Origin of the sequence: Pseudomonas syringae group sp. J309-1 (assembly GCF_032582135.1) — a bacterium.
Taxonomy (GTDB): Bacteria; Pseudomonadota; Gammaproteobacteria; order Pseudomonadales; family Pseudomonadaceae; genus Aquipseudomonas; species Aquipseudomonas quasicaspiana.
On sequence record NZ_JAWHNU010000002.1, the window covers coordinates 42,010 to 65,481 of the forward strand.

General features: G+C 57.4%; 20 protein-coding genes and 1 pseudogene. 8 read left to right on the plus strand and 13 right to left on the minus strand.

Annotation, left to right across the window (positions count from 1 at the left end):
• The first annotated feature begins 18 nt into the window (after positions 1-18).
• The gene (locus RX972_RS01375; RefSeq protein WP_316872265.1) at positions 19-1,149 is read left to right on the plus strand and encodes a metallophosphoesterase; all 1,131 of its coding nucleotides are present in this window, start codon (positions 19-21) and stop codon (positions 1,147-1,149) included.
• Positions 1,150-1,151: 2 nt separating this feature from the next.
• Complete coding sequence (locus RX972_RS01380; protein ID WP_316872411.1) at positions 1,152-1,592, plus strand: thiol-disulfide oxidoreductase DCC family protein; 441 nt, start codon at positions 1,152-1,154, stop codon at positions 1,590-1,592.
• A gap of 44 nt (positions 1,593-1,636) precedes the next feature.
• Here RX972_RS01380 and RX972_RS01385 read toward each other — a convergent pair whose 3' ends face one another.
• The 5 genes from RX972_RS01385 to RX972_RS01405 form a co-directional block, all read right to left on the minus strand.
• Entirely contained in the window at positions 1,637-2,035 is a 399-nt protein-coding gene (locus RX972_RS01385) for a RidA family protein (RefSeq protein WP_255877230.1), read from the minus strand.
• Between the two features lie 119 nt (positions 2,036-2,154).
• The gene (locus RX972_RS01390) at positions 2,155-3,240 is read right to left on the minus strand and encodes an aromatic ring-hydroxylating dioxygenase subunit alpha (RefSeq protein WP_316872266.1); all 1,086 of its coding nucleotides are present in this window, start codon (positions 3,238-3,240) and stop codon (positions 2,155-2,157) included.
• A 122-nt stretch (positions 3,241-3,362) separates the two neighbouring features.
• Positions 3,363-4,475 (minus strand): DUF2817 domain-containing protein, encoded by a 1,113-nt coding sequence (locus RX972_RS01395; protein ID WP_316872267.1) that lies wholly within the window; start codon positions 4,473-4,475, stop codon positions 3,363-3,365.
• A 23-nt stretch (positions 4,476-4,498) separates the two neighbouring features.
• Entirely contained in the window at positions 4,499-5,272 is a 774-nt protein-coding gene (locus tag RX972_RS01400; RefSeq protein ID WP_316872268.1) for an ABC transporter substrate-binding protein, read from the minus strand.
• A 207-nt stretch (positions 5,273-5,479) separates the two neighbouring features.
• Positions 5,480-6,412: a LysR substrate-binding domain-containing protein gene (locus tag RX972_RS01405; RefSeq protein ID WP_027898240.1), complete on the minus strand. Its 933-nt coding sequence runs from the start codon at positions 6,410-6,412 to the stop codon at positions 5,480-5,482.
• Between the two features lie 292 nt (positions 6,413-6,704).
• Here RX972_RS01405 and RX972_RS01410 point away from each other — a divergent pair, with 292 nt between their 5' ends.
• Positions 6,705-7,337, plus strand: a complete 633-nt coding sequence (locus RX972_RS01410; protein WP_316872269.1) for a pyridoxamine 5'-phosphate oxidase family protein — start codon at positions 6,705-6,707, stop codon at positions 7,335-7,337.
• Between the two features lie 594 nt (positions 7,338-7,931).
• Here the strand turns inward: RX972_RS01410 and RX972_RS29365 are convergent.
• The 7 genes and pseudogenes from RX972_RS29365 to RX972_RS01440 all read right to left on the minus strand — a co-directional run bounded on the left by RX972_RS29365 (position 7,932) and on the right by RX972_RS01440 (position 17,030).
• Entirely contained in the window at positions 7,932-8,795 is an 864-nt protein-coding gene (locus RX972_RS29365; RefSeq protein WP_406643937.1) for a methyl-accepting chemotaxis protein, read from the minus strand.
• Positions 8,790-9,572: pseudogene (locus RX972_RS29370) on the minus strand (MCP four helix bundle domain-containing protein); the annotation flags it as partial. The gene RX972_RS29365 and the pseudogene RX972_RS29370, both read right to left, overlap by 6 nt.
• A gap of 180 nt (positions 9,573-9,752) precedes the next feature.
• The gene (locus RX972_RS01420; protein WP_316872270.1) at positions 9,753-12,653 is read right to left on the minus strand and encodes a bpX6 domain-containing protein; all 2,901 of its coding nucleotides are present in this window, start codon (positions 12,651-12,653) and stop codon (positions 9,753-9,755) included.
• On the minus strand, positions 12,646-14,484 hold the full coding sequence (locus RX972_RS01425) for a hypothetical protein (RefSeq protein ID WP_316872272.1): 1,839 nt from the start codon (positions 14,482-14,484) through the stop codon (positions 12,646-12,648). The genes RX972_RS01420 and RX972_RS01425 overlap by 8 nt, the downstream gene beginning before the upstream one ends.
• Positions 14,484-14,918: a hypothetical protein gene (locus RX972_RS01430; RefSeq protein WP_027899610.1), complete on the minus strand. Its 435-nt coding sequence runs from the start codon at positions 14,916-14,918 to the stop codon at positions 14,484-14,486. Before RX972_RS01430 ends, RX972_RS01425 begins: the two co-directional genes overlap by 1 nt.
• Positions 14,915-16,036, minus strand: a complete 1,122-nt coding sequence (locus tag RX972_RS01435) for an AAA family ATPase (RefSeq protein WP_316872273.1) — start codon at positions 16,034-16,036, stop codon at positions 14,915-14,917. Before RX972_RS01435 ends, RX972_RS01430 begins: the two co-directional genes overlap by 4 nt.
• Before the next feature lie 319 nt (positions 16,037-16,355).
• A complete protein-coding gene (locus tag RX972_RS01440) occupies positions 16,356-17,030 on the minus strand; it encodes an HAD family hydrolase (RefSeq protein WP_027899612.1) in 675 nt (224 codons plus the stop codon).
• 221 nt (positions 17,031-17,251) lie between these two features.
• On the opposite strand from RX972_RS01440, the gene RX972_RS01445 reads away from it, so the two are divergent.
• The 4 genes from RX972_RS01445 (at position 17,252) to RX972_RS01460 (ending at position 20,929) form a co-directional block, all read left to right on the plus strand.
• Entirely contained in the window at positions 17,252-18,790 is a 1,539-nt protein-coding gene (locus RX972_RS01445) for a cryptochrome/photolyase family protein (RefSeq protein ID WP_316872274.1), read from the plus strand.
• Between the two features lie 354 nt (positions 18,791-19,144).
• Positions 19,145-19,291 (plus strand): DUF2256 domain-containing protein, encoded by a 147-nt coding sequence (locus RX972_RS01450; RefSeq protein ID WP_316872275.1) that lies wholly within the window; start codon positions 19,145-19,147, stop codon positions 19,289-19,291.
• Between the two features lie 116 nt (positions 19,292-19,407).
• Positions 19,408-19,950: a cysteine hydrolase family protein gene (locus RX972_RS01455; protein WP_316872277.1), complete on the plus strand. Its 543-nt coding sequence runs from the start codon at positions 19,408-19,410 to the stop codon at positions 19,948-19,950.
• A 4-nt stretch (positions 19,951-19,954) separates the two neighbouring features.
• The gene (locus RX972_RS01460) at positions 19,955-20,929 is read left to right on the plus strand and encodes a GlxA family transcriptional regulator (protein WP_316872278.1); all 975 of its coding nucleotides are present in this window, start codon (positions 19,955-19,957) and stop codon (positions 20,927-20,929) included.
• Positions 20,930-21,299: 370 nt separating this feature from the next.
• Here the strand turns inward: RX972_RS01460 and RX972_RS01465 are convergent, their stop codons facing one another.
• Positions 21,300-22,070 (minus strand): GntR family transcriptional regulator, encoded by a 771-nt coding sequence (locus RX972_RS01465; RefSeq protein ID WP_316872279.1) that lies wholly within the window; start codon positions 22,068-22,070, stop codon positions 21,300-21,302.
• A 70-nt stretch (positions 22,071-22,140) separates the two neighbouring features.
• On the opposite strand from RX972_RS01465, the gene RX972_RS01470 reads away from it, so the two are divergent.
• Complete coding sequence (locus tag RX972_RS01470; protein WP_316872280.1) at positions 22,141-23,433, plus strand: M20 family metallopeptidase; 1,293 nt, start codon at positions 22,141-22,143, stop codon at positions 23,431-23,433.
• Positions 23,434-23,472 lie beyond the last annotated feature (39 nt).

Sequence of the window (23,472 nt, forward strand, 5' to 3'; positions counted from 1 at the left end):
TCAAAGGAAACGCGTTTAATGTTTCATGTCATGTTCAGCCTGCCGTGCCTGTATGTCATCGTCCGTTTCATCCTGCCAATGCCCTGGAAATTGCAGGCAAGAATCGCCGTCGCGTTGCTGCTGGTGCTCGCCTCGCAATATCACCTGTACTCCCGGTTTTCCTCAGGCAGCGTGTTCTCCCCGGAATTTCCGCGAACTGTCGTGATGCTGTTCAACTGGGCTTTCGGCTCGATTCTGCTCATCGCGGTGGGACAAATCATTGTTGACCTGATTACGCTGGTAACGATGCTGATCCGGCGGCAAAGGCTGACTATTCCAGCCAACCTGCGTTATGGATTTGGTATTGCGGCGCTCTTGCTGGCAGCACTCGGTGTGAACCAGGCGATACGGGTTCCGCCCGTCAAGGATATCGAGATAGCGATCAACAACCTTCCCCCACAATTCGATGGCTACAAGATTCTGCAACTGACGGACTTGCATATCAGCCGCCTGTTCGATGAGCCGTGGACAAGAGCGGTGGTGAAGGACTCGAACAATCTGGGTGTCGATCTGATCGTCGTCACCGGCGACCTGATTGACGGTTCGATCCGTGACCGGACACGAGACATTGACGCCCTGCGTGATCTTCGCGCTCCTGACGGCGTGTACGTCATTCCCGGCAACCATGAGTACTTCTTCGACAATGCAGCCTGGATGCAGCATTTCGTTTCGTTGGGGATGATCCCTCTGGCGAACAGCCACACGCTGATCAAGCGTGACGGCGCACAGATTGTATTGGCCGGCGTCACGGACGTAACAGCTCCCAAAACCGGCTTCCCCGCGCCTGACCTGAAGCAAGCGCTGCAAGGCGCGCCAAAAGACACACCCATCATCCTGCTCGACCACCAGCCCAGAAACGCAGAATTCTCCGCAAGCCAGGGCGTGGCTGTTCAGCTGTCCGGTCATACCCACGGCGGCATGATTCTGGGGCTTGAGCGAGTGATCGCCTTGGCGAATGAGGGCTTTGTTTCCGGTTTTTATGACGTCGACGGGATGCAGCTTTATGTCAACAACGGCACCGCCCTGTGGCCCGGATTTGCCCTGCGATTGGGCATACCGTCAGAGCTGACCCGCATCACGCTTCGAACAGCGAAGCAGCAGGCTCAATGAGTATGCAAGCGAGCACCCCTGCCCCGTTCCTGAATCCAGACGACACGGTGGTGCTGTTCGACGGCACATGCAAACTATGCAACGGTTGGGCACGATTCGTTATCCGTAATGATCAGGCTCGTCGAATTCAGCTAGCCACGGTGCAATCACCGGAAGGCCAGGCATTGCTGGGGTGGGCCGGGCTGCCTCAGGACAAATTCAATACCATCGTGCTCATCTCGAACAACAAGGTGTTCATACGCTCAAGGGCAATGTTCGAGATCCTCGGGCGCTTGAGCGTGCCTTGGCGCTGGCTGACGGTTGCACGCGTTATCCCGCAAGCCCTGCGGGACTGGATGTACGACAAAATCGCCCTGAATCGCTATCGATTGTTCGGCAGATACGACTCCAGCCGCGCCCCAACCGCAGACCATGACCGCCGTTTTTTGAAAGCGGATCAGTGAGTCCGGTCTGCGGAGAGGCGGCAAAGTCAGCGCAGAACTTCCTTTCAAGCGCCTTCGGGCAACCTGGCAATCACCTTGATCTCAAACTGAAAACCCGATAACCAGGTAACGCCCACCGCCGTAGCCGTCGGATACGGCGCTTCCCCCCAGTATTCCGCCACCACCGCCCAGGCACGTTCGAAATGGGTGTGCGGATCGACCATGAACACCGTCACATCGATCACGTCATTGAAGCTACAGCCCGCCGCAGCAAGAATCGCGTTGAGGTTCTGAAATGCCAGGCGCACTTGAGCATCCAGTTCTGGCTCAGGCGAGCCATCGGTTCTGCTGCCGACCTGGCCGGATACGAACAGCAGGCCGTTGCTGCGGATCGCCGGGGAATAGCGATGCAGTTCGTAAAGTGCATGGCGATCAGGCGGGGTTACTACGTCGCGGACAGTCATTGGGTCTTTCCTTCAGTTGGCTTTGCAGGTGGCAACTGTAGGTTTGCGCGGGTGGCGGATAAACGGGCAGTTCGCTAAATGACTGTTTGGCTTAGCCAAACAGTGCAATGCCTGCCATATCACGAGGAAACGCTAAGCGTCTCGATCACCCGATGTTCTGTAGATGCGGGCCTGGCGTGCTCGCTTTCAGCGCTTTCGGCACTGATTCGCCTGGCCAGTTCTCGCCGAAACTTTACCGGGCCTGCATCACTGGGCAGATTGATTGGCGCAACGCGGGGATTAATCATGCCTTTGTGCACCGCTTCGAGCACAATGCGATCCTCGGCGAAAGCGTGTTGAACATCTTCATCGAAACGACGGGATACCCCCTCATCGCCTGGCTCGAAGTTACGCATCTGGAACCAGTAATAACGGGTGCAATGCTCGTCTACCGGCGTCATGAAGTTGTAAGAGTTCATCAGAAAAACATCGGCATGCAGCGGACCTTCATCCCGCCCGGTACCTGCCGGCGTGAACAATGCTTTGATGATTGCCTGGCAAGGGTACTGGACTTCGTAATGCTGCAGACGATCGCATGGCCCGTCAAAGGTCACGAACTGTGCATAGAACGGCGCCACCTCCACGTTACGCATCCACCGCGAGACAATAACGCCATTGGCCGTTTCAGTGGCGGTTACAGGCTCCGAAGCGCAGGCGGCGTTGCCGAAAGAAGACTGATGCACCCATGCCACATGGGAGGGATCAAGCAAGTTATCGGTCATGTACAGGTAATTGCACTGCACCGTCATGCTCGCACCCCGGCTGAGTCCCCACTGCGGATCGCCCCACTCCGGCACCTCGCACACGCTTGAGACGTCTGCCAGGGAAGGTTCACCCATCCATAACCAGACCAGCCCGTAACGCACGTGAACGGGATAGCTATGCACTCGCGCCCGGGACGGAATTCTCCCGCTGGTAGGCGCCCGTGTGCAGGTCCCCTGGCCGTCGAAGGTGAGTCCGTGGTATCCGCACTCGATCTGGTTACCGTCCAGACGGCCCATGGACAGCGGGAGCTTGCGATGAGGACAAGCGTCTTCGAGTGCAACGAGGTCGCCATCTGTTTTACGAAACAGCACCACCGGCTCACCCAGTAAAGTTGTGGGGTACAGGCTATGGCCAATGTCGCTGTCGCTGGCAGCCACGTACCAGGCATTGCGTAAGTACATATGCGTTACTCCTCTTGGGCTTCGCGCTGTTGTTTAGGAGCCAGCGTGTTGCTGACACCACGCTTTTCGAGGGAAACAGAGAACTGGCAGGACCGGATTTATTCGAGAAGAGGCCGGTACATTTACAACATTTTGATCGTCGGAAATGCAGCCAATGCTCGCTCCCAGATCTGTCGGGTTCGCAGCCACACGAGCTCGCGCCAATCGCAATCGGCAGGATAAAACTGCTCCAGTAATGCCCGCTTGATGGTCTCGCCGGTTGCGTCGCAAGGGTCGCCGTGTAGATGAAGCCAGTGATCGGCACGCAGGCTGTCGTGAACATCAGGACCGGGCCAGGTGCCGCACTCGATGACAAAGGGCATCAGGTGCACGTCAGGCAGGGCATCCAGCATCGCTTGGGATGTATAGCCGGTGGAAGTCGCTGCGACTCCGGTGTCGCTCAGGGTATTGGCGCCGGTAATCAGCGTATAAAGCCACGGGCCAAACAGTGCCTGCGCGTCGGGGAGCGCCGGGTATTGAGATTGGGCAATGGTCATGAGCATAGGGTGACCGTAGTCTCCGGCGCCCGTGTGCAGGTCAAATGCCATCGCAACTTCTGCGCTACCCAGATGATTAGCAAGGATATGGCGAAGCGTATTGTTCGACCAACTCGGGCCGTGACCGCCGAAGAACAAGCCGTCGGGAAACTGATATTGCCCGGCGCCGACGATGCCCATGAGCCCGGGCCAGCCATGCTCATCAATCAGCGAGTTGAATCGCGCATCGGTCTTTGCGCGCTCTGCTCCGTCGAGGTCAGTGCAGGTGTATACATCGTGTATCGCTGCGTACGCCGCGTTGTCAGGCAGTGACTGTGTGAAATCGACATAATTACGGTTGATGTCGATATTGTCTTCGTTGACCCGGCGCATCCACGCAGTGCCCCAGGGGTTGATCAGGTGAATCATCAGGATGGCGGTGTCGGCTGGCAGTTGCTGGGTGGCAAGCATATCCAGCCAGCGGCGTTGGCAATCCGAACCGTAGTAACCCTCGATACCGTGAGTACCGCTGATGATAACCATCACGCGCTTGGCATTCGGCTGCCCGAGCAATGCCACGTCTGTGCTCAGCGGCTCCCCGAAAGGCCCGGGCAGCGGGTGGTCGTAGCGGGACAGGATCGCCCCGGCTTGTTTGGCGGACTGCACAAAACGCTCGCGCAGGCCTCGATAGCTGGGATGAGTCGGAAATAGATTAGGCATGAGGATCGCTCGCAGACCGGCTGTCAGCCGTTATAAATATCGAAGCTGAAGTACTTCTTCTGAATAGCGTCGTAGGTGCCATTTTCGTGAATGGCACGCAATGCCGAGTTGATCGCGTCGATCATCTGTTTATTGGATTTGTTAATGCCGATACCCACGCCCTCGCCCAACAGCACTTTGTCCCTGATCGGTCCGCCAGCGAATGAGTAGCCCTTGCCTCGCGGGGTCTTCAGGAAACCGGAGTCACCGACCACGGCGTCAGTCAGGGTCGCGTCGATACGGCCGTTGATCAACTCGGGGTAGATCAAATCCTGATTCGTATAGCTCACCACGTTCACGCCATTGGGTGCCCATTTGGCTTTTGCATACGCTTCCTGGGTGGAGCCTTGTGCGACGCCGACAGTTTTGCCGGTCAACGACTCAGCAGTTGGCAGCAAGGCGCTTCCGGCTTTGGCAATCAACCGGGTTGGAGAGTTGTACAGCTTGTCGCTGAAAGTCACCTGCTTGGCTCGGGTTTCATTGATGCTCATGGCCGAGAGGATCGCATCAAACTTACCCGCCTTGAGTGCGGGGATGATGCTGTCGAAACTGGTTTCCACCCACACGCATTTTGCTTTGAGCTGCGCACAGATAGCGTTGCCGAGATCAATATCGAAGCCTTCAAGTGTTCCTTGAGGCGATTTTGATTCAAAGGGAGCGAACGTGGGGTCGACGCCAAAACGAATGGTCGTGATGTCTTTACTAAAGGCCGTGGATGAAACGGCTGCGAGTAAAACGATGGCGATGAGTTTTTTCATGGAGGCGTTTCCCGGCTGGGCACTCGTGGCACAGGACGACTGTCAGCGGAAAATAGACGCTGCTGAAGTCCTGAGATGATTGGCAGACAATGGAAAAGCGATGGTGCCAGTACTGTTTTTATTTTTTATGTGTAACTCTTGGCGTCAACATAACGGATTCTGTGAGCGTAGATAAGGCCAGAAAAACTGGCTCACGGTTTAGAAAAACTAAACCCCGAGGCATTGGTTCAAGTCATGCTGATCTTTGCCACGGGCAACCAGCCACCGATGAAAGTCTCGGCCCCAGGCCTTATCAAAGGCACTGCTGCTCCAGACCAGATAATAGGAAGACAACAGGAACAGCGGGCGTGCCAGCGGCATGAGCAAATACCCGGCCTCAATGTCCGCGCGAACCATGGAGTACTGCGCCAGGACAAAGCCGCGATTTTCGATTGCGGCCTGGATGGCCATGGACGACAGGGAAAACACTCGATGGCCATCCCGTAACTGCGGACAGTCAACCTCCTGCGCAGTGAACCAGTCGTGCCAGGAAGGTGGTGATGCGAAGCTTGGCAGCCAGTCGACTGAAAGCAACGGGTAGTCAAGGATCTGTTCGGCACGGGTGATGGGCTCCCGGCCTTTGAGCAACTCAGGGCTGCACACTGGAACGATGCAATCGCGGAACAACTCGATAGCATTTCCACTGTCCGGAATCCGGTCGCCGTAGGTAATGCGAAAGTCTATGTCGTAGCCGCCAGTAGAAGGCTCGGCATGGCGAGCTTCCAGAAAAAGGTCAATTTCGGGATAGCGGTCTTGCCAGTCAAAAAGCTGCGGTGCGAGCCACTTTGACATCAGTGAAGGAAACGCGCTGACTCGCATGTTGCTGGTATTTTTTGCCAACTCCACCTCGGCCCTTCCGACCTGCAAGCTCTCAAACGCCGCTGCACAGTTACGGTGATAACGTTCTCCGACGGTGGTAAGCCGAATGCGCTTGCCGTCTTTGACCGTCAGGGTAATTCCGAGGCTTTCTTCCAGTAACTTCATCTGCTGACTGACAGCACCAGTCGATATCCCAAGGCGTCGTGCGGCCTCGGCGATACCGCCGCAGCGACCGACGATGTTAAAAATCTGCAAGGCGCGCAGAGGGGGCAAATTATCCATGGGGTCTCCGCAGACGGGCTAATCCAGATTCTCAGTCGGGTGCGACAGGGTGGGGAGGAGTTTATACAAGAAGGGGTCGTCAGGTTCGAATCCAGATGCGGGCAGCAAATGCTGCCGCCCAATACAGGGTTTTACGGTAGTTGATTTCATGCAATGGTTTGAGGCTGAGTGATCATGCGGCTGAAACCCAAGACTGTCAGCAGCACATTTCCTTCATCAAAATAGCTCAAACTCAACACGGCTAACCCGCATCAGTGCAGGTATAACAACCAGAACAAGACGGTAGAAAGAAATGACTACGGAACTGGACAGCAACGAGTACGTGACCACAACAGAGGCGCTGGAAAAGCTGTATGGCCCAATCGCCCGTCCCTCGATGGTCAAAGAGGTGGACCATATTCATGCCGTCTACCGGCCTTTCATCGAGTCGGCACCCTTTGCGATTCTTGCTTCGTCAGGCCCCGATGGACTTGACGCATCGCCACGTGGCGATCAGGCAGGGTTTGTTCATATCGAAGACAGCAAGACGCTTTACTTGCCCGATCGACGCGGCAACAACCGGATCGATACCCTGCGCAATATCGTGACTGATCCCCGGGTGGCACTGCTGTTTCTCATCCCCGGGGTCGGGGAAACGTTGCGAGTCAACGGGACAGCACAGATATCAGTGAACCCCGAATTACTGGCGCGTTTTGCCGTGAACGGCCAACTGCCCAAATCAGTGCTGCGCATCACCGTCACCAGCGTTTATTTCCAGTGCAGCCGGGCGGTCATCAGGGCGGGACTTTGGGATGCAACGCGGCACGTGGAGAGAAGCACGCTGCCGACTGCCGGGAAAATATTGAAGGAAATCTCGGCGGCCGAAATCGATGGCGATGCGTATGACAAGGCATTGCCGGGGCGCATTGCTGATACGTTGTATTGATGGGACTCAAAGGTTTGGAGAGAACTTGATGGTCGCAGCCGGCTCACTCTCCCATCGATATCCGGGTGCTGAGCCATGAAAGAATAGCTATCTTTTGAAAATAGCCGGAAGCCGTCCCAGCCAAAAGTAAGTTAAAAAGCTCTTGCCCGATCGCAGAGTGCCTGAACGCCGCCTCGCAGCCTACGGCAGCTCCTACAGAAGACAGGCAAGCTCACACAATCAGGTCGGCTTTCAGGCCGCCAAGCTTTTGATTTTGATCTGAGGCGCCCCGTTAAATCACGCTGGCCGAACGCAGATTCTGAAGCGTGGGACGCCCTTGAGTTGAAGAGGGGCAGGACGCCGGGTTAGCCGCATTGGGCCATGGATGGCCCGTTGCGGCGGCCCACGGTTCAGGATCTGCGGGCGGGTACACCGAGCGACAGCGAGGTGCCGAGTGGTGGGGCAAGAGCGTTTTGGTTACTTTTGTCTGGGCCGGCTTCCGGATGTTCAAAAGTGACGCGCCGTAAGGGCGCAACCAATATCAGCCCTGACCGCGATAACGGATATGTACACTAGAATCCCTGCATGGAAAAGATGTGTAGATATTAATACCCCTCAAAGCTTGAACTTGCCCACCAACGTATTGAACGAAATCGCCAGACGCGACAGTTCCTGACTCGAAGCATTGGTCTGGTTCGCACCGGCGGATGTCTGGGTCGACAGGTCCTGGATATTCACCAGGTTGCGGTCGACTTCACGTGCTACCTGAGCCTGCTCTTCTGCTGCGCTGGCGATCACCAGGTTGCGCTCGTTGATCTCGCTGACTCCGGCGCTGATTCGCTCCAGTGCCAGGCCCGCTTCAGTTGCCAGCGACTGCGTACTTTGAGCCATCGACTGGCTTTTGCTCATCGACTGTACGGCCTCGTCAGCGCCAGCGCGTACGACCTTGATCATCGCTTCGATTTCGCCAGTAGAAGCTTGCGTGCGATGGGCCAGGGCACGGACTTCGTCGGCTACAACGGCGAAGCCTCGACCCTGTTCACCGGCACGAGCGGCTTCGATGGCAGCGTTGAGGGCCAATAGATTGGTCTGCTCAGCGATACCACGAATCACGTCCAGCACCTTGGTGATGTCACGAATCTGGCCGGCCAGGGTTTCCACACGCTGCGTGGAATCGTTGATATCCACGGCCATGGTGTTCATCGCTGTCACCGCCTGCTGGACTTGATGCTGGCCTTTGATCGCATCTTCTGCGGTCTGGCTGGACACCTGTGAAGTGCTGACCGCATTGCGGGCAACCTCTTCCACTGCGGCGGTCATCTCGTTTACCGCAGTCGCGGCTTGCTGAATCTCGTCATTCTGACGAACCAGGCCACGTGTGCTGTCTTCAGTAACGGCGGTCAGCTCTTCGGCAGCTGAAGCCAACTGATCGGATGCATCGGCAATCTGCTGCACCGTGCCTTTAAGATCTTTCTGCATGTTGGACAGTGCCTTAAGCAGCTGTCCGGTTTCATCCTCGCTGTTCGAGGTGATCTCTTTGGTCAGGTCGCCCTGAGCGATGCGAGTAGCACTTTCCACGGACTGATAGAGCGGTCGGGTAATCATGCGGGTGACCACCAGGCCCAGGGTGATGGCGGCAACGGCTGCAACAAGTCCGCCGATAATCAGCGCCCAGGTCACTTGTTGGTTGGTATCCTCCCCCGAGGTGGCAACGCCAATCGCTTGCCGGGCATTGGACTCGATCATGATTTTGACTTCGCCAATGGTCTTGCGATACGCGGGGGTTGCGACGGTATCAGCAAGCTTGGCGGCCTGATCAACATCGCCACTTTTCAACAGTGCGAAAACGTTTTCTGCGGCAGCGACATACGCGGGCCAGTCCCGCTCGAAGTCATTACCTGCAGCGCGCTCGTCAGCTTCCAGAGGAGTGGCGCGATAGACTTTGAATTGTTGTTCCGCCTCGCCCTGGTTGTCCCTGAAAGACAAAACGACAGCGTTAATGTCTTCTGGCGTGGCTTTGCGTAACCCAAGGTTGATAGCTCTGAACATGTCCCGGTGGGTGGCAATAACGTTGGCTTTAACCGAATCAGTTTTCTGAATCGATACCAGGTTGTTGCTGACCGTGTCCTGCAACATCCCGTAGATGGTCGAGATCCCGCTGTACCCCAGCGCCGCTACACCGACAGTGATGAGCGCACATAGACCAAAAGCGGACAGCAGCTTTGACTTGAGCTTCAGATTGAGGAACTGGGACATGGGGAGTACTCAGGCTTGTCGTTGTTAGAGTTGAGGGATTCGCGCATTGGAGCCCTCTCTAGCAGCGTTATCGACTGGAAATGGGCAAACTTTATCGCCCCGCAATACTCCAGCTTACTTCGCCCACAGACTGGCTTAACCGGAACTCCCGCCCAAGCCTTGTAAACACCCGATCCAATCTTAGTTGATCGTCAAATTGCGCTGAGTGCCCTCTTCCGCATTGATATGACTCAACCGCCCTTGATCGTCAAACATGAGCCAGTCGGCTCCTGACAGGCGTGTCCTCACTTCGGGTCGAGGCCATTGCAGCGTCGCGCAAAGGCGGTCGCTATTGCGGTGGATGAATTGCCAGCGGGTTTCATCGTCAGAAACGAGATAACCAGTGAGCAGCCAGTGCTCAAGCAGGAGCACTTCAACAGGGTCGTCTTCAGGCCCTTCAATACACCCAGGCAAGCGATAGCCCTTGCGGCTGCCACGTTGCTCGATCACAAGGACGGGATCATCTTCTCTTTCACGCTTGATGCGGATTTCGACGACGTCACTGGATGCACTGAACAACTGACGGCCGTCATCAAAGACGGTCTTCGAGGCAGGTTCGCGGCTCATCAGGCGACGATCCGGCAGGCGGTAATGCCACAGCTCACTGCCCGACTCAGGGTCGTAAAGCCAGAGGTATTCGCCATGGGCATCATCCTTAAGGCCCAGGATGCGGCCTGGCAGATCACTGACATGCCACAGCGTTTCAAACCCTCGATCCACGTCGACCACCCGCAGTTGCCGGTTTTGCCCAATGGTCCAGGACGAACCGTTGAAGATCCTGGCGAATACGTCGAACTTATGTACGCCCAGATCCGTTGCGGTACGGTTAACCAGGTCCAGCTTGCTGATCCGCCAGGCTTCGCTTCGGCGAATCAGCACCAGCGCCACTTGTCGGCTGTGGGCCATCACGATGGCTTGCGCCGGTACTGAAAAGTGAAAAAGACGCTTGCCGGATGCGTCGACGACCACTGCCCCCGCCTCGCCCAATGCCAGCAAGTAACGCGAGTCTTCCAGTGCCACGGCATCCAGTATGACCCTGCTCCCCATTGCGGGTGCCGACCATTCAAGCGTCGCCTCAACGCTATCCAGAGGCTGTTTACCCCGGCGAGGCAACGCTTTGCCAGGAAGGTCAGCCTGGAGCAGTTTGTCCTTGCTCATTATGACCAGCGCTTGCAGCTGATTATGGGTCAAGCGCCCCTGCCCGCCCGCTTCATCCGCAATGATCGCGTGTATCGTCGCGCCGGTCAGCCATGCCAGCGCTTTTGCGTGACTCTGGTGCTGCAACAATGCCTCCGCCAGGGCAGCGCGCTCGGCGAAGCGCTGAGGATCATCGCGAAGCTGCTCCACCCATTCCCCATAGGCGGCCAGCGTGTCAGGTAACAGGATCGCTCGTTTGACCAGTGCCCTGATGGCAAGACGTCCACCAGCGGCCTCCGCATCAAGTAACCATTGAGCCGCCCGGGCGCGCTCGCCGGGCAAACTCCAGATGGCGTCGACGGCTTGTAACCACAGCCCTTTGCCGAGCAGCGATTCGGCCCACTCAAGCCTTAACCGCCCGGCACTTTCAGGCTGTTTTTGCTCAAGCATCATCACGGCATCAGCAAATGCGTCGTCACGACGAGCCACCAGCACCGCTCGCTGCCAGTTACCCGCCAGGCACAGCAAGCGCACGATCACCGCTGGGGGCATGTCCCACGTCAGGGCCAGATCGGCAGCTTGTTGATACCGCTCGTGCTTTTCCAGATAGTCGAGCGCTTCCTGGCGCTCTTTCAGCAGTTCGGCCAGAACGAACACTGCTTCTTCAACACGGCCTTCCCGGTCCAGCCTTTCAAACGACTTCCGGTATAAGTGCTTGAGGCGGTCTTTAAGGTCGTCTTCAAAAAGCATCGCGTTAGCTGGCCCGGAACGCTCACCTACAACAAGCTCCTGGCGCCGTTGCGGAGTCCCAAATGCCTGCTCCCCCGTGCTCTGGCCACCCTCCAGTGGAATGGCGTGGCGCAGGGCTTCTTCCAGATCGCCGTCTTCGAACATTTCCATCATGCGCCGCATGTACTCTGCCTGGCGCTTGCCATAGAGCGCGGAAAGCGGTGAGCGAAGTGTCAGGCGTGTCAGCCAGCGACGCCATCGATTGACCTTGGGCTTCGTGGGCGTGGCACGCGGTGCAATCCCCGGCTGGCTCTGTGCTTGAGGCACCCCATACCCCCCGGAGGGCTGGCCAACAAAAAAACGGCGAATCCACAGCAGCAACAGAGTAAACAACGTTGCGCTGATCAGGATTCCCAGAATCACTGCGCCGACATCCGGGGAATCTGCCGCCGACGGCGAAATGGTTTGATCCTTCTTATCGTTGACGGCCATCCAGATAAAAGCGGCAACCAATATCCCGCTGATACCGAGCTTCAGCCAGGGTAGCGATGCCACCTCGGGGCTCTTCCAAGGGTTATCCGCTGGTCTACCGGCAGCCTGATCAGGGATTTTTTCAGGCGCGCTGCCTTTGCGTTCCAGCAGCGCCTTCATCACCTCTTCCCGCTCAGGGCTGACAGGCCGCAGAGCACCGCCGAGGATCTCCCGCACGTCGGACGCAATAGCAGGCGGCTCAACGACCGGCTCCGGCAATGCGCGCCGACAGTCATAGGTCTCCAGCAAGGTGTAGCCACTCACATCGAGCCATTGCGCTGGATTAATGAGCGTCGCATCGCGCAATTGCAAAGCGCTGACGTGGCTGGCACGCACCAGCCAGACATCGGCTGCGGGCAGGCTGCGCGCTTCCTGCGGGGTCAGAAGAGCCGAGCACAGTGCGTCGCCCTGACGTATCAGCGGCCAGCCCACCTGGGTTTCACACATCACAGACAGGGGTTGGCGAAAGCGCAGCAAGTCGCCGTCGGCAAAACGATAGGCGCTTGAACCCGTTTGCCATTGATCGAGGATCAGTCTTGCACGTTCCTGCTCGTCAAACCTTTCGTGGGAGAACCATACCCCTTCAATGTGCTGATGACCGACCAGCACCGGACGGCGAATCAGTGTCGAGTCATGCTCAAGCATCCGTGCCTTCCCCGTGTTCGTCCGATGTTTCGTTGCAGAATATCTGCAGGCGCAGAGCATTGAGTGGCAACGAATAAACCAGTAATTCCCGGGTGGCACTGGTCAAGGCGGCGATAAGGCCGCTTACAGGGCAAAAGCTGATTTTGGCGATGGGGTTAGAGGTCGTGAACAACACACGCGATTGCCCATCACCACTTCGCAGCGTGACGGATTGCTGCCTGGAACTGTACACAACCATCGAGCAGTAATCATCGCCCTCTTGCTGCCATACACCGACAGCTTTCCAGCCACCGGACAGACGAAGGGTCTGCGTCGGCATCGAAGCATTCGGCGCAGCGACCAGTTGCCAGCGCTCGCCCTCAAGCGTAACGGTAAGCAGCGCACAGCCGCCGAAACCGCTCTTCCATTGCTTGCCACCGGCAAACAGTACCTGAGTGACGCCGTTAGCGTCGCCCACCACGTAAGCCGGCGAAACCTCGCCCTCAGCATTGATCGAGTGAGCGTATAAACGCCCGGCGTCACTGCGCACATAGGCTGCCCGATCCTTGTCGACTTTGGCCAGGCCCAGCACCTTGTCCGCAAGATAGTGAGTGGTACCTGACCTGGGTTTGGCGGGTGAGCGCGACGTTGCTATCGCCCAGAAAGCCAGATGCCCGTGGTTATCCAGTAAAAACAGACGGCCTGTAGTGCTGTTCCGCAACCAGACGGCGGGTAGAAAACTGGCCGTGCCAAGCGGTAATTTCAGCTCATCGGGCTCGGGTTTAAGGACAGAAACCAGTCCTGACATGTTCCAGAATGAAAGTTGCTGATGGTTACTCAGCACGCCGCCGAGTTTGTTGTGCATGAATGTGAGGCTGAGAGGCGTCCATTCCGGGTTCCATAGCTGACGGCGAATTTCGAGCGGTTTTTTTTGCCCGGCTGCTGGCAGCTTGATCAACACCACACCCGGCGCATCGAGCATTTTCATCGCGATGTGAGTGCCCGCGCTTGCAATGACCGGCAGCAAGGTCAGTGATACACGCGGCACGCTACCTTTGAGTACGGGAGCCTCAATGGTTTCCCCGGCGAATTGACCTTTCAGTAGCTGCAGTGCCAGTTGTTCGTCCGGGATGGGCAGCGACACGCGACGGGTGCTGGAACTTTGCAGCTCGAAGAACAGATTCTCCCCGCCCAGACTGCGGTGAACCTGAGCTCTGTGGGTACAGAGCTTACCGTCGGTTCTGGGCAAACGCTGCCCGACGACCCAGCACTCCCCGGAATCATGTTGCTGTTCGGTAAGCCAGTCACCCCATGTCTGCCAATGCTCGTCAGTCGCCACCTCATAAGTACGGGCGTTGAGCAGCCGTCTGAGCTGTGCAGGCGAATCGAGTTCATGGAGTTCGGGCGCTTGCTGCAGAATGCCCCAGCGCAATTGGGCGCCCGCTTCCTGGGCGCGTCGTCCAAGCAATATCAGTAGCGCAAGGTGAACCAGTCTCGCTGCGCCTAACTGCAAGGGACCGGCATCAAACAAAACCACGATCAGCTGGTTTGCTTGCCTCGCATGGTATTGCGGTGCGACAAAAAGGTGTTCGCCAGCTGCGGCTCGCCGCAAAAACTCATCGGGCACCTCATCGGCCAGTAACCATTCGCTGGACAGTAAACGCTCATAAGGTCCGCGACGCTGCAGATCACCCAGGCCGTCGGGCTCGGGCACCCCGCCTTGCTGTCGCCCGCGAAACGGGCCGAGCAGTGGATTCAGACGCCCCAGCAGGTCGGCGAACATGGGTAAATGCTCGGGGGCAAACCATTCGAGCCACTGGCGCCAGGGTTGAAGGCCATCAGGTAATTGCATCAGCGTTGCGCCCAATAATCCTGGATGATCAGCAAGTGCTCCGACGTGACCGGAAGTTGACGATCGAGGGGCACCACGGCAGACGGCTCACGCCACAGCAGCAGGGGTGAGCGCGAAAAACTGGACGACAAGGCCTGCCCCAGTAGATCGATTGGCACATCGGGCTCCCAACTGGTGGGTAACCATAGGCCGGGCGCACGCTCATCCATTGCCGCGTATTCCACCCCATCGACCCACGGCAATTCGCCAACAGCACCGGACACTACCATCACATCGCGATTGGCTGTGACTTGCAGACGTACAGCCTGCTCAGCCGGAACCAATAATAACCGTGCGTGCAGGCGCCGGGCTGCCTCGCCCCATGCTACGGCAGCCCGCGGCTCGGCCGGAGTCAGACGAGGCCGCCAACTCCAGGTCTTTGCGTAAGCACTCATGCCGATGTCGACAGCATCTGGGCTAATAGCCCACGTACTTCCTGCAAGCGTGCCGGTATGGTCTGCGTATTGAAGTTGGCATCTATCTCGCGAAGCAAGCCTTCAAGCAAAGGGCTAGCCGGTGGTTCGCTACGGGCCAGGTAGTCCTCCGCCGTTTCCAGCAGACGGCTGAGCCGTGACATCGGCTGCAGGGTTGCCTCCTCCACTGCACTGAACAAGTGACTGTTGCTGGACTGCGCAAAGATGTCCCGCAGGACTTCGCGACCATGCTGCTGGGTTTCCTTGGTAGGCAACACATACAGCAGCGGCCACAAATCTGCGTCACTGGCCTCAAGGCGGCCGCTCAGCAATGCGGCGGCCGCGATGAGTCGCTGAGACTTGACGATGCGGCGGTCCGAAAGCTGAATACCGGCCTCACGCAGCCGCCGGATCGCGCGAGCGAGGGACGGCCGAACCTGAGTCAGGTCAACCTGTTTCAGCGCCTGTCCAAGGGTGTCCAGCTGGCTCAAGCCCAATAATTGCTGAACCGGGCGCTGCTCCGACTGCCAGCCACCCGCCAACATGGCCTCCAACTGATTGTCAGGGACTGATTCAACGAACAGGTGCAACAGGAAACGGTCACCAAACGCTGCCAGTGCCTCGTCGTCGGGCAAGCCATTTGCCGCACCGACACAGACACGCAGCGGGCACTGGATTTGCGTATGACCGCGGCGAAAGCGCCGCTCGTTAAGCACACCCAACAACGTATTCAAGATGGCTGTAGACCCGAGAAACACCTCGTCGAGGAACACGATATCGGCTTCAGGGAGCATGCCGCTGACGTCTGTTTCGACGGTGCCTTCGCGCAACTTCTTCAGGTCCACCGCGCCGAACAGCTCGGAAGGTTCGGTAAAACGCCCCAGCAGGTATTCGAAATAACGTCCGCCCATGGATTGGGCCACCCGCCGCACCACTGCGCTCTTGGCAGTACCCGGCGGGCCGATCACCAGAATGTGCTCCTGGGCAACTGCCGCCAGGACAATCAACTCGGCGAGCTGCTCACGCCCAACCAAACCTTCTGTGGCGACACGAACAGCCTGGCGAATGTGCAACGCGGCGCTCTGCAATGAGGCAATCATGGGGTCTTCCCTGAAACTGAAGCCGAAGATTCTGCCTGACGGCGGCCTCGGCGGACAAGTTCAGTAACAGGATTAATGTCAGTTTTCGGATAGTTGAATATTGTTTGATAGGGGCGGCCAAGTATTCCTGACAACACGCTGTCGCGATGCAAACACAGGATCTGTAGGAGTGAGCTTGCTCGCGATTTCGGTCTATCAGTCGGTGAATATATTGCCTGTGCTGACGTAATCGCGAGCAAGCTCACTCCAGGTCCATGTTTGCTGCGCGACAGCGCGGCTTCTGGACGATGAGAGATCTCCTACAGCCTGACCCCACCTGTCATGGCCGTGAGGCGATCTCGTCCAGATGTTCCAGCAGGTCCTGCGGGTCTTCATACACCCTCAACGCCCCTGCCCGCTCAAGCTCTGCAATGTCATAACCGCCCGATAGCAAGCCGATACCGGTGGCTTTACAGCGGCGTGCAGCAAGCATGTCCCAGACGGCATCGCCAATCACCAGGCATTCCTCGATAGGCACGTCCAGCTTCTCCGCTGCGGCCAGGAACAGATCAGGATCAGGCTTGCCGTATTTCACGTCATCACGGGTAATGATGTTGATCTTGTTGATGTCCAGCTTCAGTGCTTTCAGGTTGATCGTTGCCGTATCAATCCCGCCACTGGTTGCAATGCACCACTTGAGGTTGTCCTGGCTGAGCGTATCAAGCAGCTCTACGGCACCGGGCAGTGCGATGATCTGGCCCTGAAGCCGCTCGTAGGCTTCTGCGTGCTTTTCGCTGAGTCGTTTGGCTTGCGCTTCGCTGATGTCCAGTCCGGTTTCTCTCGACAAGGTCTTGAGCATCAGCCCGCCACTCATGCCGATCTTGCGGTGGATGCGCCACATCGCGAGGGGAATATCCTCGGAGTCCAGGGCTTCTTTCCAGGCTGCAACGTTCTGATAAACGCTGTCTGTAAGCGTGCCGTCCAGATCGAAGATGAACGAAGTTTGCGGTCGCATGGGGCTGCTCCTTTAATGAGTTTGAATCGGCGTCTCCATTTTTCGAGTACCTGTGAACTGAGGTGTTCGGTTTTTCTTCAGTTCCCTTTCCAAATGCGCTGAACGGCCATATTCACAAAGACCTATGAAATACTTGTACAAGAATTTACATTGGTACAGGTTTTTGCATCACTTCGGCTTACAGCCATCAGGAAGGACGTTTTGAACAGAGAGATGAGTTGATGAGTGCGGTTCGCCGATTGTGCCTGGTGCTGGGCGACCAATTGTCCTTTGACCTTGCTTCGCTGGCCGAGTTGGACGCCGAAAGCGATGCCGTGTTGATGGTCGAGGTCATGGAGGAAGCCAGTCATGTGCCTCATCACCCGCAAAAAATCACGCTGATCTTCAGTGCCATGCGGCATTTCGCCGAGGCTTTGAAGGCGCGTGGCTTTCGTGTTCACTACGTCCAGCTGGATGACTCACTGAACAGCGGCTCGGTGCCTGCCGAGTTGCATCGCTGGCAGTCATCGTTGCAGCCGGAAGAAATTCACCTGACCGAGACCGGTGACTGGCGTCTTGAACACTCGATCAAGACGTGTGGCTTAGCGATCCTGTGGCACGCCGACACGCGTTTTCTCTGCAGTCGTGGCGAATTCTCTGACTGGGCCCAAGGCAAAAAACAGCTGCGGATGGAGTTCTTCTACCGGGAGATGCGCCGCAAAAGTCGGTTATTGATCAATGGCGACGGCACCCCGGTCGGTGGCGCCTGGAACTTCGACGCGGAAAACCGCAAAGCGTTGCCCAAGAACGTGCGCGCGCCCTACCCCGCGCGGTTTTCTACCGACGCCATCACTCAGGAAGTCATTGCACTGGTTCGGGACAGGTTCTCCAGTCACTACGGTGCGCTGGATAACTTTGACTACCCGGTGACGCATGCCGAAGCCCAGTCGCTGTGGGAGTATTTTCTGGATTACGGGCTGGCCGGTTTTGGCGACTATCAGGACGCCATGGCCAGCGACGAACCCTTTCTTTTCCACGCCCGCATCAGCGCCGCGCTGAACATCGGCCTGCTGGACCTTCGTCAACTGTGCAGCGATGTGGAATCGGCCTATTGGGCAGGCAGTATTGCCTTGAATGCCGCTGAGGGCTTCATTCGCCAACTGATCGGCTGGCGTGAATATGTGTGCGGCGTCTATTGGTTAAAGATGCCGGACTACGCCAGGGGCAATTCATTCGGCAACACCAGGTCGCTGCCGGAGTTCTACTGGACCGGTAAAACCAGAATGAACTGCATGAGTCAGGCCATCGGTCAAAGCCTGGAATACGCCTATGCGCATCACATTCAGCGCCTGATGGTGACCGGCAACTTCGCGCTGCTTGCCGGCATTGCGCCGCCGCAGATATGCGAGTGGTATCTGGCGATTTACATGGATGCCTTTGACTGGGTCGAGCTGCCCAACACATTGGGCATGGTCATGCATGCCGATGGTGGCTACCTCGGCTCCAAACCCTACTGCGCCAGCGGTCAGTACATCAAGCGCATGTCCAATTACTGCGGTGACTGCGCTTATAAAGTGACTGAAAGTACGGCTGACAATGCCTGCCCTTTCAACTCGCTGTACTGGCACTTCCTGATGCGTCACGGCAACCTTCTGCGCGGCAATCAGCGCATGGGCATGATCTACAAGAATCTGGATCGCATGCCCGAATCGAAACAGCAAGCACTCTGGCAGCGCGGCGAGATGCTGCTTGCGAAGCTGGATGCTGGGGAGATGATTTAAAGCAGATCGTTTGTTAAGCCTGACGCTGCGCTGTCGCGAATCAAACATAGAACCTGTAGGAGCGCGCTTGCCCGCGATAGCGTCAGCGCAGCCAATATATGTATCGACTGGCACACCGAATCGCGGGCAAGCGCGCTCATCAAACAACACGCAAACCACTGGATTGAAATGCATTTTCTGTAGGAGCTGCCGAAGGCTGCGAAGCATTTCTCCTGATAAACCGCGATCGCAGCCTTCGGCAGCTCCTACAGGTCCCGTGTTTACTTAGCGAAAGCGTAGTGTCAGGGACACCGGGATGCCCTTACAGAAAAGCACTCCAAATCAGGCAGTGGCATTTATTGGACAGGAGATGCATTGAAAAAGAATGAGTTGCCCGTAAAAAGCTGCGTCGTCTGCGGCCTGCCTTTTACCTGGCGCAAGAAGTGGGCGCGTTGCTGGGATGAAGTCCGCTACTGCTCGGAGCGTTGCCGACGAAACAAGCGCGCCGAGCATTCAAGTTAGAAAGCCAGATGTCCGAAACGGTCCTGCACTGGTCCTGCCCATGTCTATCGTCGTTACCGCTGTGTGCTTACCATGGGATCTCTTAAGCGCCTCTGACACAGCAAAGAGAACAGACCATGAGCCACAAAGCCTTGATCGTCATTGATGTGCAACACTCGTTCCGCCACTCTACCTACTGGTCCGAAACTGACCTGCCGACTTACCTGAAAAACCAGCAAGCGTTGATTGACGGGTGTGTCCAGCAAGGTATCCCCGTGGTACAAGTCTTCCACGTCGAGGAGCAGGGACACTTCTCTCTGGCGTCAGGTCACGTGAAAACCCTGGACGAACTGTCCATCCAACCGGATGTGGTCATTCACAAGCGTTTTCACAGCGCGTTCGCTGGCACTCCACTCGCCGCCTGGCTGACTGAAAGACATATCAATTCACTGATCATCAGCGGCATCCGCACTGAACAGTGTTGCGAAACCACCACACGGCAAGCCTCAGACAGCGGCTTCTCCGTAGACTTCGTCAGCGAGGCGACTTTGACTTTCCCCATGACTCACCCACGCAGCGGTCGCACCTACAGCCCCGCAGAGATTCGCGAGCGTACCGAACTGGTGCTGGAAGATCGCTTTGCCCGGATCGTCACCGTTACCCAGGCGCTCGAAGGTTGAAACAATGACGATCCCGGTGCTGTTTGTACTGCTGCCCAATGTGCTGATGCTTGATCTGGCAGGCCCGGCGGAAGTACTGCGGCTTGCCGCGCAAGGTGAGAGCGAAACAGCGCTGAAGGTTGATCTGCACTACGTCAGCCCGGTTGCGTCGCTGCAATCTTCAATTGGTTTGCCATTGTCCGGCTTGGCACCACTGCCAGAGTTTCTGATGCCTGGGACGTTGGTGGTGCTGGTCGGCTCTACCACCGGGACAACACCCGCACAGCAGCTTCAGTTCGAGCAGGCCAGCGTGGTCGTCACTGACTGGTTGCAACGGGTATTTGAGCCATCAGGAAACCGGCTGGTGTGCATCTGCGCAGGAGCGTTGATCGCCGCTAAAGCGGGCCTTCTGGAGGGTCGGCAATGCACGACTCATCACTCTCTGTGCGCCACTTTGCAAACCATTGCACCCAACGCGCGGGTGCTGGAGAACCGACTGTATGTCACTGACGGGCCGATCAGTTGCAGCGCTGGTGTAACCGCAGGTATCGACCTGATGCTGCATCTGGTCGCAGAGCTGGCGGGACCGCAACTGGCCTGTTCTGTGGCGCGGGACATGGTGGTGTACATGCGTCGTGGCGGCGCTGACCCGCAACTATCGCCCTGGATTGCCGGGCGCAATCATCTGCATCCCGCGCTGCACCGTGTGCAGGACGCAATCACTGCGGCGCCTTGTGACGACTGGAGTGTTACCCGCATGGCAAGCCTGGCGTGCACCAGCAGCCGACATCTGGCGCGCCTGTTTCAAGAGCACGCGGGCATCAGCCCGCTTGATTACCTGCACCGGCTGCGCGTCAGCGTCGCCCGTGAACTACTGGCCCAATCAACCCTTGATATGGAAGCGATAGCCGAGCGTGCCGGGTTTGGATCGGCGCGACATTTGCGGCGGATCTGGGGCAAGTATGAGGCCACGCCACCGTCGGAAAGCCGCTCGGGTTGAATTGGAATACTTTTCTGTAGGAGTCGCCCCTGTGTCCCTGACACCACGCTGTCGCGCAGCAAACAGAGGACTGGTGGGACCGGATTTATCCGGGAAGGCGGCATTCTTGGCGATGAAAATGCTGCGAATGTAATGGCCTCTTCCCGAATAAATTCGGTCCTACCGGTTCTTTGTGAATTCAGATAGTTACGTGTTGTTTGATGGGAGCTCACGAGCACCGCGACAGCGTGGTGTCAGGCACTGCTCCCACAGAGTCTACGCAATCCGTAGGACTGGCTTCAGCCGGGAGGACGTCGGTATATCCGCTGAACATCCCTGGCCAAAGATGCGGCATCACGGGCTCACGCCAATCCAGCAAAAAGCACGCAGCCTACCGAATCTCATTGACGTACATGAAGTGCTCAGTACTTGCGCGCTGGTGCGTCATCATCACCGGCGTGGCGGCCTGATCGAAAGACACCGCATCAATGATCATCACCGCATGGGGCGCAGTCAGTTCCAGTAGCTGGCAATCTTCGTCATTGGCCAGCCCGGCCGTCAGTTGCTCCCGCACAGCGGCAACGCGCAGGCCGTATTGCTCCAGTAGATAGCGATAGAGCAGCTCCGGCAGTTCGTCCGGGCCAGGGAAATCCGGCACTTTACTGGCCACGATCGTGAACTGCTCGTGCATCGCGGGCACACCATCGATGCTGCGTAGACGGTGCAAGCGATAAACCGGGCTGCCCTCTTCAATCAGGAGCTTTTCAGCGTCCTTGGCGTTCGCCTCCCCCAACTGGTAATCAAGCAACACGGTGCGCGATTTCAGCAGCGCGCCTTCCTTATTGTGCAAACGGAAGTACTGGAAGAAATAACGCAGGTTGTGAAGCGGAGCCCAGCCCGTCACCACGGTGCCCGTCTTGCGCCTACGCATCAGCATCCCTTCGGACACCAGCTCGGCCAAAGCGCGGCGGATGGTGCCAACTGAAACGCCGAAATCGGCCGCCAAAGCATTTTCACTGGGTATGACCGTGCCGCTGGCCCATTCGCCGAGAAGGATCGCCTCGGAGATGTGCCGTTTGACCACCTCATAAAGGGGCGCGCTGTCGTTTTCGCTCAATCGCGAGAAATTCACAGGTGCAGGCGGCGGGTTGTTGTCTGTCATCTTTTTTCCTTGACGGGCCGTGCATGGATACTTAACTATAAACTATATAGAAATACATCGAGAGCGAAAAATGACGACGAATGCGGCGCTGAAACAGGCACTCGAGTCGATCGAGGCGGATCATGATTCGCTCATCCACGATCTGCAACGCATGATCGCGGTAGACACCTGTTTTCCTCCGGGAGCGGGCTACGGCGCGTTCGCCGACCTCATGGATGAGTTGGTCGCGCCGTTAGGCATGGACACACGCCGCGTCACAGTGCCCGAAGCACTGTGGCAGACCCGCAGCGGCGAAGCCTATGGCGAACGCATCAATCTTGTCGCTCGCCAGCGCGGCGATCGGGAAGTCTGCAGCCTGTATTTCCATGTCGATACCGTACCGCCGGGCGACGGCTGGACTCAGCCACCGCTGGAACTGACCGAGGTCGGAGGCAAACTTATTGGCCGCGGCACCGCTGACATGAAAGGCAGCATCGCCTCTACCCTCGCCGCCTTGCGTGCAGCCCAGCGTTTCAAGTTGCCGCTGCGCTATTGCCCGGCGTTGTTGCTGTGCACTGACGAAGAAGGCGGCCTGTACCCAGGCATCCGTTATCTGGCCGAACAACAGTTGGTCGAAGGCCACATCCTCAGCTTCAACGGCGGCGCAGCACCCCGGATCTGGGCGGGCTGCTTTGGCAGTATCGATCTGAAGATAACGGTCAAAGGCCGCTCCTCGCACTCCGGTGAGCCGGTCAATGCAATTAATGCCATTGAACAGAGCCTGCCGCTGCTTAATGCGCTGCACAGCCTGAAGCTCGACGTGCAAAAACGAGCCTGGCCGATGCCCTCGCCGCCGCATTACAACGGCGCCCCGCTGATTTCACGCATGACTCTGGCCGCCGCCCACGGTGGTAGCAAGGGATCAACCGTCCCCGCGCAGTTCGAGATTCTGATCAATCGCCGCTATGCGCCGCAGGAGCCTTACGAACAGGTCATGGCTGAGTTGAAAAACTGCATTGAGAGCGCCATGGCAGATAGCGAAGCACTGTCCGTCGAGCATGAAGTAATTGGTCATCTGGCGCCGGTCGCAGATCCCACGGGTCCACACTGGCCACGATGGCAGGCCGCGCTGGGCGTTGGCTTCGGTTTCACCCCGGAGCAGTTTCAGTGCTATGGCTCGTCGAGCAGTTCCGACATGGGCTGGGTGCAGCAAGCCGGGATTCAGGAGATTCTGCTGGGTGGACTGATCCGCCCGGAAAGCCGTATTCATGCTGCGGACGAGTACACCACACGCAGCGACCTGGTGGCTCTGGCGCAGTCGATTCTGGCCTATCTGGCCGCTGATTTCGATTCGCCGGATTCTTTTGAATCACCTGCTGACTGAACACTGGAAACACCGAAGACCGGCATCAAGACTGGTTAT

Excerpts from the sequence above, each read along its gene's own strand:
- RX972_RS01435 (WP_316872273.1), bottom strand. The coding sequence starts at position 16,036 with ATGATTGCCTCATTGCAGAGCGCCGCGTTGCACATTCGCCAGGCTGTT.
- RX972_RS01430 (WP_027899610.1), bottom strand. The coding sequence starts at position 14,918 with ATGAGTGCTTACGCAAAGACCTGGAGTTGGCGGCCTCGTCTGACTCCG.
- RX972_RS01400 (WP_316872268.1), bottom strand. The coding sequence starts at position 5,272 with ATGAAAAAACTCATCGCCATCGTTTTACTCGCAGCCGTTTCATCCACG.
- RX972_RS01470 (WP_316872280.1), top strand. The coding sequence starts at position 22,141 with ATGACGACGAATGCGGCGCTGAAACAGGCACTCGAGTCGATCGAGGCG.
- RX972_RS01455 (WP_316872277.1), top strand. The coding sequence starts at position 19,408 with ATGAGCCACAAAGCCTTGATCGTCATTGATGTGCAACACTCGTTCCGC.
- RX972_RS01410 (WP_316872269.1), top strand. The coding sequence starts at position 6,705 with ATGACTACGGAACTGGACAGCAACGAGTACGTGACCACAACAGAGGCG.
- RX972_RS01375 (WP_316872265.1), top strand. The coding sequence starts at position 19 with ATGTTTCATGTCATGTTCAGCCTGCCGTGCCTGTATGTCATCGTCCGT.
- RX972_RS01385 (WP_255877230.1), bottom strand. The coding sequence starts at position 2,035 with ATGACTGTCCGCGACGTAGTAACCCCGCCTGATCGCCATGCACTTTAC.
- RX972_RS01440 (WP_027899612.1), bottom strand. The coding sequence starts at position 17,030 with ATGCGACCGCAAACTTCGTTCATCTTCGATCTGGACGGCACGCTTACA.
- RX972_RS01380 (WP_316872411.1), top strand. The coding sequence starts at position 1,152 with ATGCAAGCGAGCACCCCTGCCCCGTTCCTGAATCCAGACGACACGGTG.
- RX972_RS01425 (WP_316872272.1), bottom strand. The coding sequence starts at position 14,484 with ATGCAATTACCTGATGGCCTTCAACCCTGGCGCCAGTGGCTCGAATGG.
- RX972_RS01445 (WP_316872274.1), top strand. The coding sequence starts at position 17,252 with ATGAGTGCGGTTCGCCGATTGTGCCTGGTGCTGGGCGACCAATTGTCC.
- RX972_RS01405 (WP_027898240.1), bottom strand. The coding sequence starts at position 6,412 with ATGGATAATTTGCCCCCTCTGCGCGCCTTGCAGATTTTTAACATCGTC.
- RX972_RS01395 (WP_316872267.1), bottom strand. The coding sequence starts at position 4,475 with ATGCCTAATCTATTTCCGACTCATCCCAGCTATCGAGGCCTGCGCGAG.
- RX972_RS01390 (WP_316872266.1), bottom strand. The coding sequence starts at position 3,240 with ATGTACTTACGCAATGCCTGGTACGTGGCTGCCAGCGACAGCGACATT.
- RX972_RS29365 (WP_406643937.1), bottom strand. The coding sequence starts at position 8,795 with ATGCAGAAAGATCTTAAAGGCACGGTGCAGCAGATTGCCGATGCATCC.
- RX972_RS01465 (WP_316872279.1), bottom strand. The coding sequence starts at position 22,070 with ATGACAGACAACAACCCGCCGCCTGCACCTGTGAATTTCTCGCGATTG.
- RX972_RS01420 (WP_316872270.1), bottom strand. The coding sequence starts at position 12,653 with ATGCTTGAGCATGACTCGACACTGATTCGCCGTCCGGTGCTGGTCGGT.
- RX972_RS01460 (WP_316872278.1), top strand. The coding sequence starts at position 19,955 with ATGACGATCCCGGTGCTGTTTGTACTGCTGCCCAATGTGCTGATGCTT.